General features: G+C 46.2%; 8 protein-coding genes, 1 tRNA gene and 3 pseudogenes. 6 read left to right on the forward strand and 6 right to left on the reverse strand.

From position 1 onward, the window contains the following. Positions 1-70: 70 nt before the first annotated feature. From dnaK to CUN85_RS12030, 3 genes are all read right to left on the reverse strand, one after another. Complete coding sequence (gene dnaK, locus CUN85_RS12020) at positions 71-1,924, reverse strand: molecular chaperone DnaK (RefSeq protein ID WP_135390559.1); 1,854 nt, start codon at positions 1,922-1,924, stop codon at positions 71-73. A gap of 77 nt (positions 1,925-2,001) precedes the next feature. Next, a complete protein-coding gene (gene grpE / locus CUN85_RS12025) occupies positions 2,002-2,523 on the reverse strand; it encodes a nucleotide exchange factor GrpE (protein ID WP_135390560.1) in 522 nt (173 codons plus the stop codon). Positions 2,524-2,683: 160 nt separating this feature from the next. Continuing rightward, a complete protein-coding gene (locus CUN85_RS12030) occupies positions 2,684-3,097 on the reverse strand; it encodes a heat-shock protein (protein ID WP_135390561.1) in 414 nt (137 codons plus the stop codon). A 109-nt stretch (positions 3,098-3,206) separates the two neighbouring features. On the opposite strand from CUN85_RS12030, the gene CUN85_RS12035 reads away from it, so the two are divergent. The 6 genes from CUN85_RS12035 to CUN85_RS12060 all read left to right on the forward strand — a co-directional run bounded on the left by CUN85_RS12035 (position 3,207) and on the right by CUN85_RS12060 (position 6,428). After that, positions 3,207-4,127 carry an ATP-grasp domain-containing protein gene (locus CUN85_RS12035; RefSeq protein WP_167848880.1) on the forward strand — a complete coding sequence of 307 codons (921 nt, stop codon included), beginning with the start codon at positions 3,207-3,209 and terminating at the stop codon, positions 4,125-4,127. Then, a complete protein-coding gene (locus tag CUN85_RS12040) occupies positions 4,124-5,113 on the forward strand; it encodes a hydantoinase/oxoprolinase family protein (RefSeq protein ID WP_135390562.1) in 990 nt (329 codons plus the stop codon). Before CUN85_RS12035 ends, CUN85_RS12040 begins: the two co-directional genes overlap by 4 nt. 15 nt (positions 5,114-5,128) lie before the next feature. Further along, positions 5,129-5,770: an amino acid kinase family protein gene (locus CUN85_RS12045; protein ID WP_135390563.1), complete on the forward strand. Its 642-nt coding sequence runs from the start codon at positions 5,129-5,131 to the stop codon at positions 5,768-5,770. Between the two features lie 94 nt (positions 5,771-5,864). Continuing rightward, positions 5,865-6,032: an HVO_2753 family zinc finger protein gene (locus tag CUN85_RS12050; protein WP_135390564.1), complete on the forward strand. Its 168-nt coding sequence runs from the start codon at positions 5,865-5,867 to the stop codon at positions 6,030-6,032. Positions 6,033-6,041: 9 nt separating this feature from the next. Further along, positions 6,042-6,311 (forward strand): elongation factor 1-beta, encoded by a 270-nt coding sequence (locus CUN85_RS12055; protein WP_135390565.1) that lies wholly within the window; start codon positions 6,042-6,044, stop codon positions 6,309-6,311. A gap of 45 nt (positions 6,312-6,356) precedes the next feature. Continuing rightward, positions 6,357-6,428 (forward strand) — tRNA-Ala (locus tag CUN85_RS12060). A gap of 437 nt (positions 6,429-6,865) precedes the next feature. On the opposite strand, the pseudogene CUN85_RS12065 reads toward CUN85_RS12060, so the two are convergent. The 3 pseudogenes from CUN85_RS12065 to CUN85_RS13455 form a co-directional block, all read right to left on the reverse strand. Continuing rightward, positions 6,866-7,463, reverse strand: a pseudogene (locus CUN85_RS12065) (indolepyruvate oxidoreductase subunit beta). Further along, positions 7,460-9,285: pseudogene (gene iorA / locus CUN85_RS13670) on the reverse strand (indolepyruvate ferredoxin oxidoreductase subunit alpha). The pseudogenes CUN85_RS12065 and iorA overlap by 4 nt, the downstream one beginning before the upstream one ends. A gap of 42 nt (positions 9,286-9,327) precedes the next feature. Continuing rightward, positions 9,328-9,488 (reverse strand): annotated as a pseudogene (locus tag CUN85_RS13455) (pyruvate ferredoxin oxidoreductase); the annotation flags it as partial.

A 9,488-nucleotide genomic window follows, 5' to 3' on the forward strand; every position in this document is an offset into this window, starting at 1 on the left:
GCTACATAAAATGCAATGTAAGATACTGTCACAATCGCAGTATCTTACTTGTAGTTTCCTTTAGATCGAGTTACTTCTTATCATCGTCGACTACTTCATAGTCAGCATCCACAATGTCCTCATCAGAGGAACCTTCAGATGTAGCACCCTCTTCAGCAGAGGCGGCTGAAGCAGCCTCTTCCTGGGCTTTCTGATACATTGCAGCAGATATGTCGTACATGGCTGTCTGGAGTGCTTCTGTCTTGGATTTGATATCCTCGACATCATCGCTTTCCATGGCCTTTTTCAGATCCTCTGCAGCACTTTCCACCTTTGATTTCTGCTCGGGTGTTGCAACATCCCCTGCTTCCTGAAGGGTTTTCTCAGTGGCGTTGATGAGGGATTCTGCCGTGTTCTTGACTTCTATCTCTTCCTTACGCTTTTTGTCTTCCTCTGCATGAGCTTCGGCATCCTTGACCATCTTGTCGATCTCCTCATCGCTGAGTCCTCCGGGTTTCTGGATGGATATGGACTGTTCCTTGCCGGTACCAAGATCCTTTGCAGTGACATGGAGGATACCATTTGCATCGATGTCGAAGGTGACCTCGACCTGTGGAACGCCTCGTGGCGCAGGTGGAATGCCGTCAAGCATGAACTTCCCCAGTGTCTTGTTAGCTGAGGCGATGCCCCTCTCACCCTGAACTACATGAATTTCCACAGAAGGCTGGTTGTCAGCGGCTGTTGAGAATATCTGGCTCTTCCTTGTTGGTATCGTTGTGTTCCTTTCGATAAGAGGTGTTGCAACCCCTCCCAGGGTCTCGATACCAAGGGTAAGTGGTGTGACATCGAGCAGGAGCACGTCATGGACCTCTCCGCTGAGAACTCCTGCCTGTACGGCAGCACCGATGGCGACTGCTTCGTCAGGATTGATGTTCTTAAAGGGATCCTTGCCTGTAGCCTTACGTACAAGCTCTACAACAGCCGGGATCCTGGTGGAACCACCGATCAGTAATACTTTCTCAAGGTCGCCCTGCTTGAGCTTTGCATCCTCAAGTGCCCTGTTAACGGCCACAAGTGTCTTGTCCAGCAAGTCTGCTATCATCTTCTCGAACTGCGCCCTTGTTATGTCCATGTCGACGTGTTTGGGCTGCCCGTTGGAATCAGCAGTGATGAATGGAAGGTTGACGTTAGTGGATGTAGTACTGGAGAGTTCGATCTTTGCTTTCTCCGCCGCATCCTTCAAGCGCTGCATTGCAGCTTTGTCCTTGGAAAGGTCAATACCTTCTTCCTTTTTGAACTCAGTTATGATATGTTCCACGAGCCTCTGGTCGAAATCGTCCCCACCCAGGTGGGTATCGCCGCTTGTGGAAAGAACTTCAAAGATACCTTCTCCGAGTTCCAGGACGGACACATCGAATGTGCCTCCTCCAAGGTCATATACCATAATCTTATGGTCACCTGCTTCCTTGTCTATTCCATAGGCAAGGGATGCTGCTGTCGGCTCGTTGATGATCCTCTTTACGTTGAAACCTGCAATGGAGCCTGCATCCTTTGTTGCCTGCCTCTGGGAGTCATCGAAATACGCAGGAACGGTAATGACCGCATCAGTTATCGTCTCGCCAAGATACGCTTCTGCATCATCCTTCAGCTTGCGCAGGATCATTGCCGAGATCTCCTGGGGCGTGTAATCCTTTCCGTTGAGGTTTACTGTGTAATCGCCTTCACCAATGTGCCTTTTGATAGAACTGACACTGTTATCGGAATTTGTGATGAGTTGCCTCTTGGCAATCTGTCCTACAAGTTTTTCTCCCTTCTTTGAAAAGGCAACAACTGAAGGTGTTGTCCTGCCTCCTTCGGAATTTGGGATTATAGTAGGCTCCCCACCTTCAATAACCGCCATACATGAATTTGTTGTTCCAAGGTCTATTCCCAAAATCTTTCCCATACTCTTTACCTCTTTATTGATCGATATGTACTATTATGTTCTTATTTTATTTGACAGCACTCTTATTTTAAAGAGTCCTATTCTTCATCACCGGGCTTCTTTGATACTGCAACCATTGCCGGTCTTATTACCTTTGAATGCAGGTAATAACCAGGCTTGCAGACATCAACGACAGTGCCTTCCTCGTGTTCGGGATGCTCCACATGCATTATGGCCTCGTGCAGGGTGGGATCGAACTCCTCACCTCTGCATTCGATCTTTTGAAGTCCTTCCTTCTCAAGGATCGATGCAAATTGTTTAAAGACCATTTCTACGCCCTTAACCACAGATTCTATGTCATCGGTCTGTTTTGCAGATTCTATTGCCCTTTCGAAGTTATCATAAACTTCAAGTAGCTCTGTGATGATCTTTTCGACTGCGAACTTGCGGTATTCTTCCCTTTCGCGAATACTTCTTTTTCTGAAATTGTCAAATTCTGCAGTGACTCGTAACAGCTTGTCCTGAAGTTGTGAAACCTCATCTTCCTGAGGACACTCATCAACTTTTGCGGAGTCAGCTGTTCCCGAACCAAGATCACCATTCTCAGGTCCTTTCTCCATCTCATTATCTCCAGAGTTCAATGTATGATTGAGTGTATCCTATTTACCATTGTTTGATATTCTATAAATAGTTTTCTCATCTTGAGAAGAATTTTCTAAAAAAAACAAGATTCAAGAGGTAAAAAGTCGATATCATCCATGATACCCATACAGCACGACATTAATAAACAGACTGCAGTTTGTGTTGCAGCATCCTGATTATGAGCATGCTTGCAACCATGCAGATAGCAAGGGCAGATATGATCTGTTCCCATCCCAGTGTACTGATCCCGCCTTCCATTGCATATCTTATGCCTGTGAAGAAAGCAGTCGCTGAAAAGGTCGCAGCAAAAGATGCTATTCCCCCTCCGATCATGGATCCGACATAATCGGCACCCCTGTTCTCAAAATAGACCGATCCTGCAATGAAGATCACTGCGAATATGAGCAGTATGATGGGAAGAGGTACAGAAGGCGAGCCGGTGGATGCCAGTCTCATGATGCCCATTGCCACACCTATCATGAAGACTGCCAGCGTGGTTGATACTGCGATTGCCTGCACAAATGGATTATCAGCATTAAATTCCATAGTCATCCCGGACTCCTAATTCACTTGATACTATATATTTATTTTTAATTTATATTATTAGGATCATGGTACATTCATAGCAAATAATATATTAAATAATGCACTTGCATCCAACATGAAAATACTTCTTGCAGAGTATGCTGTCGGAGCAGGACTTGGTGGGACTCTCATGCTGGAAGGCGCAGCCATGCTCGGGACACTTGTGAACAGTTTTTCAAGACTGGGCCATGAGGTTTCCTACCTCTCTTCCGGCCCCCTGCTTGAGAAAGGAAAAGCGGTGATCTCCTGCACTGAAGATTTTGAAAGTGTGCTTGAGAATGAAGCTGCCAATTGTGATGCAGGGCTTGTGATAGGGCCGGATGAAATACTAGCCGATCTCACGGAGATCATCGATAGCAATACAATAAACCTGGGCTGCTCCCCACAGTCCGTCAGGATGTGTGCCGATAAACTGGAGTGTACCCGGAAGTTGCAATCATGCTTAATAAACGTGCCCCGATTGATAACCGGGGAACATGAAGGTTTATGCATAATCAAACCCAGATTCGGATGTGCATCCGAGGGGGTAAGGATATCCTTTTTCAACGATGCTGCAGAAGGGTATATTTCAAATGAGTATATCAAAGGCGACCACCTTAGTGTAAGCATTATAGGCGGGAAGAAGACACTCCCTTTAAGCGTGAATAAACAATTCATTGAAATAAACAGCAGCAATGAGAATTCGCAGGTAAGTTATCATGGTAACATGGTGCCTTACAGGACAAGTTATCAGAGTGAACTATTTGATGTTGCAGATGCTACTGTAAAAGCATTGAAATGTAATGGTTATGTCGGAATTGATATCGTTCATGGTGAAAAGAACTATGTGGTCGATGTGAACCCACGGCCTACGACTGCTATTTTCGGGCTTGCAAGAACATTGAAAGCCGAGATCGGAGATCTCCTCCTGAAAAACATATCAGGAACGCTTCCAGAATCTGTTGAGATTGACGGGGAATTCTCGTTCACAAAAGATGACTTTGAGGACATTTTATGAAAATAATCGGAATTGACATTGGCGGTGCAAATACAAAGCTTGCTTCTGCCGATGGTGAGATAATAGAATTGCATTATATACCGCTATGGAAGGATACCAGGCTTCCTGAGGCTTTAGAGGAGATTGCAGAAAAACATCATCCTGACGGGGTGAGTGTTGTGATGACCGGAGAACTTGCCGATTGTTTCCAAGACAAGGAAGCAGGTATAAAATTCATTATAGAATCCGTAGACCGTGCCTTTGATTGCGATGTCAGGTATATTGACAGCCAGGGGCAGTTCTATGATGGATCAGGAGACCTGCGTAAGCTTGCCGCAGCCAACTGGGCTGCATCTGCGAATCTTATTGGTGCGGAGACCGGCGATTGTATATTCGTGGACATGGGAAGTACGACCAGCGACATAATACCTATAAAAGATGGTAAACATGTAGCAGGTATCTCTGATTTTTCCCGACTGGTCCGCAGTGAACTAGTCTACTCGGGCGTCCTGCGAACAAATCTTGCATACCTGCTCGACAGCCTGGACATGGTTGCCGGTAAGTGCCGCGTGTCCTCCGAACTGTTTGCAACTACAGGGGATTCATACCTTGTTCTGGACGATATCCCAGAAGATATATACACCTGTGAAACTGCAGACGGTGCAGGAAAAAGTAAGACAGATGCCATGCGAAGGCTTGCAAGGGTTGTATGTGCCGATCTCACGGAAGTTTCTCCTGATGATATATACCGTATATCTGAGCAGGTAAAGGAAAAGCAGATCAGTGTGCTGGGCGAAGCGATACTACAGGTAGCACAGAGAAATGAACTTGACAGGATAGTATCGGCAGGCCTGGGCGAGTTCCTTATCAGGGAAGCTGCAAAAAGGCTTGGTTTTGAATGCATCTCCGTTGCTCAGAAATGGGGTTATGAGATTTCCAGAGTGTTCCCGGCATATGCGGCTGCAAGGATGTTCGAGGCAGATATTTTAAGGGATAAGCAGGCATAATATAACAGGAGTACCATGAAAAGGGTAGTTGTGAAATTAGGTGGCAGTCTGATGGAAGATGCACCTGCGGTTATCAGGTCGCTATCTGATAATTTTGGGGCAGATATTGATCAGAGCGTTTTTTCAATACTTATCGTGCCAGGCGGCGGACCTTTTGCAGATGACGTCCGTTCGGTCAGTGAGAGATACGGGATCGGGGACGATGCTGCCCACTGGATGGCTATACTCGCCATGGAACAGTATGCCTACTATGTTGTGGACCGGACCGGGATCGGTTCCACTGATTCCATAGAGGGGATCCCCGTTGGAGTTACAATGCTGTTTCCTTACAGAGTTCTGAAGGAATCCGACAAACTTCCTCATTCGTGGGATGTGACATCGGATACTATAGCTGCATGGGTTGCCAGGGAACTTAATGCAAGATTCATCAAGGTCACTGATGTGGATGGCGTATACGCAGAAGATGTGGTACAGACATGGATGACAGCGGACGAGGTCCTGAGCATGGGCCCGACCTGTATGGATAACACACTGCCCCTGCTTTTGAAGGAATACAGGATGGATTGTGTTATAGTCAATGGAAAGCATCCCGAAAGAGTTGTTGATGCTGTTATCGGAAAAGATATAGTAGGAACTCACATCAAGGGGAATATTTAAATGATATACTGCGTATGTACTCAAATCATCGACATGCTGAATTTTTCAGTATTATATTGATCAGATCAGATATCACGCTTAAAGGAGAATTTATATGGTAAATAAAGTTGAAAAGTGTACCGCGTGCGGCAAAAGGCTGGTAGATACCGGATTTGCACGCTTCCCATGCCCAAGTTGTGGCAGAGAACTCGGAAGGTGTGTAAGCTGCAGACAACAGAGTAATCCTTATACATGCCCGAAATGTGGCTTTATGGGACCGTGAGGTGAGATAATGGGAGATGTAGCAGCAACAATTAAAATAATGCCTGTAGATGTAGACACCGACCTTACAGCACTGAAGGAAAGGCTCATTGCAGCCCTGCCGGAGGGTGCGACCTTTGGAACATCCAAGGAAGAGCCTATAGCCTTTGGTCTGAATGCGCTCATGATGGTTGTCATGGTAGGCGACCTTGAAGGCGGTACCGAGCAGGTCGAGGAAGCCTTTGCAAAGGTCGAAGGTGTTGAAAGCGTAATGGTCACAGAAGTCGGAAGGCCTTTGTAACCTTTTTCTTTCTTTTTCTTTTGTTTAAGTTTAAATTCCCGTTTTGGGCCCGTAGATCAGGGGGAGATCGTTACGTTCGCAACGTAAAGGCCGCGGGTTCAATTCCCGCCGGGTCCACTGAAAAAATTTAATATTCCTAGTTAGATAGTGTTTCTGTTTATGTAGAACAACAATATAGGTTACTTGACAATAATATATAAGCAACTAATCCATAAGCAATTAATCCGCGCAGGACTGCCAAAATATTTTATATAGTCCACAGATGCATCCTTTTTTTAACAATTGCACGTTCTGTCATGAGTAGGAGGGCAACATTGGTTTTATTTGAATAAAAATCAATATTGATTCTCTAGATATACTTATTTTTGGGTTCGTAGAAAACCTCGATTTCTATACACCTTCATCATTTTTAAATGCGTTTCACATTGTTGATTGTATTTACTGTATTTAACCGGAAGAAAGTAATTCAAGAATTGTTTTACAAAGCCAAGAAAAACTAAAGCAGAGTTAAATTAACAGATTATTTCAAATAAAAAGTCAGAATGAATCGAGATTCATCCTTGAGCAGCTAATCTTCCAAGTTCAAATGCCCTCACATTGACGTCCACTGTCTTTGGAGGCACAAGTTCCCTTACACAATCAAGCATGACATCAGGTGATAAAGGCAGATAGTTCGAAATCGCTCCCACCATAATGACATTCATAGCCTGTGCATTACCTGCCTCAATAGCTAACTGTGTGGCATTGAAACCCACAACTTTCCGCTTTCTCTGCAATGATGCCATTATTTCCTCAACATCAGGATATGAGCAGAGCCCGGATTTCACTGTGACAGGAAGTATGGGCGTAGTGTTTACTATTACGACTCCGTCCTCAGCCAGATAATCCAAATAACGAAGTGTCTCACTGGGTTCAAGGGCAAGCAGCACATCTGCACCTCCCAGAGGTATCATGGATCCGAGCGTGCAACCTATCCTTATATGGTTTACAACTGAACCGCCCCCTCTGGGCCATACCGTGAGTCTCAGCTGCACGTATGGAAAAACCTTCCCTAACAACTGCCCTGCCGATTATATCAGAGGCAAGGATGGTACCCTGTCCACCGACACCGGCTATCACAAGATCGAAATCAGATATTCCTTTTGCATTCATCCCTTCACCTCCGAGATTGATTCAAACCTACACATCCTGGCACAGACACCACAGCCGGTGCACATTGCATTAATACGTGCACGCTTTACCTTCACATCAAACTCGATGGCAGGACAGCCAAGCCTCACACATGTCCTGCAACCTGTACACTTCTCAGTATCTATAACAAAGGGTTTCCTCTTTATACCGACACGTTTTGCATCTATTACACATGCCTGCCTGGTTATGACCACTGAAGTGCCCTTGAAATCCCTGGCCCTTCTGAAGACCTCCTCGGTCCTTTCAAGGTCGTAAAGGTCAACAACTTCCACGAACTCAGCGCCCATTCCACGGCATAGGGCCTCAAGGGAGACCTCCACGGTGGGCTCTCCGGTAACTAGTCTTCCCCATTCCCGGATTCTGCTGGTGCCCCGTCATGGCCGTTATACGGTTATCTACAATGGTCACGGTGATATCAGCCTTATTATAAATGGAATTGAGCAGGCCGTTCATCCCGGTATGGAAGAATGTGGAATCACCAATGGAGCAGCATATGGGCCGTTTCTCACCTGCATAATACAGCCCACTTGCAACGGTTATGCTTGCACCCATACAGAGAGTGGTGTCCACTGCCCCGTTAAGTATTCCCAGGGTGTAGCAACCAATATCACTGGGAAAGATAGCATCTTTTCCGAAGGCTTTTTTCATGGCGTGGAAAGTAGCCCTGTGAGAGCATCCGGGACACATCACCGGAGGGTGTTGGGGCAGTTCCAGACCGCATCCTCCTGATTCGGTTCTGGCAGCAATGCTTACTTCTGGCTTGCATCCTGCTTCAGGTATACTGAAAGTATATCCATGCACACGTCAACATTCAGCTCATTGATCCTTGGAACAGGCCCTTTCATCTTTCCGATGATATCCACATGCATGTCCATCTCCTGGGCGATCATGCGCACCTGCTCTTCAACTATAGGCTCCATCTCTTCCAGGATGACTACCTTATCGACGCTTTGCAGCATGGAGCGTATCTTGCCTTCGGGAGCAGGATAAGTCCCTATTTTCAGGAAGGATGCATCGCCACCCAGCTTGATGAGCGCCTCCTTTGCATAAACAGAAGCCACGCCCGAAGCTACCACACCAAAGTTTGCACCTTCGCGTAGCTCAAGATTATTCCATGGTGAATCTTCCAGTTCCCTAGAAATATCCTCCTGTAATTTAAGCAGATGAGGATGGCGCATACGGGCATTCTTGGGTGCCATCACCCATTTTTCAAGATCCTTCTCGAAATCAGCTGCAGGCATGTACTGCGTTACAGGACCAAGCTCTATATCGGATTTCCCGTGAGATATTCGGGTGGTCGTCCTGAAGATCACCGGAAGCTGCATCCTGTTGGACAACCCGAAAGCATAAGGGATCATATCCTTTGCTTCTTGAGGTGTTGATGGGTCCAGACATGGAATAAGCGCGAATTGCGAGTACCTGCGAGTATCCTGCTCATTCTGTGAAGAGTGGCACGAAGGGTCATCGGCCACAAGAACGATCATGCTGCCCCTGACACCTGTATAAGCCAGGGTCATCAGTGGGTCTGCGGCTACATTAAGTCCCACATGTTTCATGGTGACAATGGAACGCACACCCTCCATAGCAGCTCCCGCAGCTACTTCAAAGGCGACCTTCTCATTGACCGACCATTCGACATAGAAATTCCTTTCCTTCATTGAAGCAATGGTACCGATTATCTCGGAGGAGGGTGTGCCAGGTAACCGGATATTACCTGCGCCCCGCCTTCCACTATACCTTGCGCTATCGCATCATTTCCCAGCATATACTCGCGTTTTATCATGAGAATCTCCTGCCATCATTACTCCATATAGATCACGTTACTTCAAAGACCGAACTCTTCAATGTTCTTATCCGCAATCGCCTGTATCTTTGCAATCTCTTCCTCACCACCTTCCATTGTAAAAAGGTGCTTAAAACGACGCTGCATTTTCAGATATTCTTCAACCGGCTGCTTTTTCTTACCTATCTTCCTTACCTTTGTCA

The organism is Methanolobus halotolerans, assembly GCF_004745425.1.
In the GTDB taxonomy this organism is placed as follows: domain Archaea; phylum Halobacteriota; class Methanosarcinia; order Methanosarcinales; family Methanosarcinaceae; genus Methanolobus; species Methanolobus halotolerans.

Bases quoted from the DNA above. Each gene is read 5' to 3' on its own strand.
- CUN85_RS12040 (WP_135390562.1), top strand. From the start codon at position 4,124: ATGAAAATAATCGGAATTGACATTGGCGGTGCAAATACAAAGCTTGCT.
- CUN85_RS12050 (WP_135390564.1), top strand. From the start codon at position 5,865: ATGGTAAATAAAGTTGAAAAGTGTACCGCGTGCGGCAAAAGGCTGGTA.
- CUN85_RS12055 (WP_135390565.1), top strand. From the start codon at position 6,042: ATGGGAGATGTAGCAGCAACAATTAAAATAATGCCTGTAGATGTAGAC.
- CUN85_RS12030 (WP_135390561.1), bottom strand. From the start codon at position 3,097: ATGACTATGGAATTTAATGCTGATAATCCATTTGTGCAGGCAATCGCA.
- dnaK (WP_135390559.1), bottom strand. From the start codon at position 1,924: ATGGGAAAGATTTTGGGAATAGACCTTGGAACAACAAATTCATGTATG.
- grpE (WP_135390560.1), bottom strand. From the start codon at position 2,523: ATGGAGAAAGGACCTGAGAATGGTGATCTTGGTTCGGGAACAGCTGAC.
- CUN85_RS12035 (WP_167848880.1), top strand. From the start codon at position 3,207: ATGAAAATACTTCTTGCAGAGTATGCTGTCGGAGCAGGACTTGGTGGG.
- CUN85_RS12045 (WP_135390563.1), top strand. From the start codon at position 5,129: ATGAAAAGGGTAGTTGTGAAATTAGGTGGCAGTCTGATGGAAGATGCA.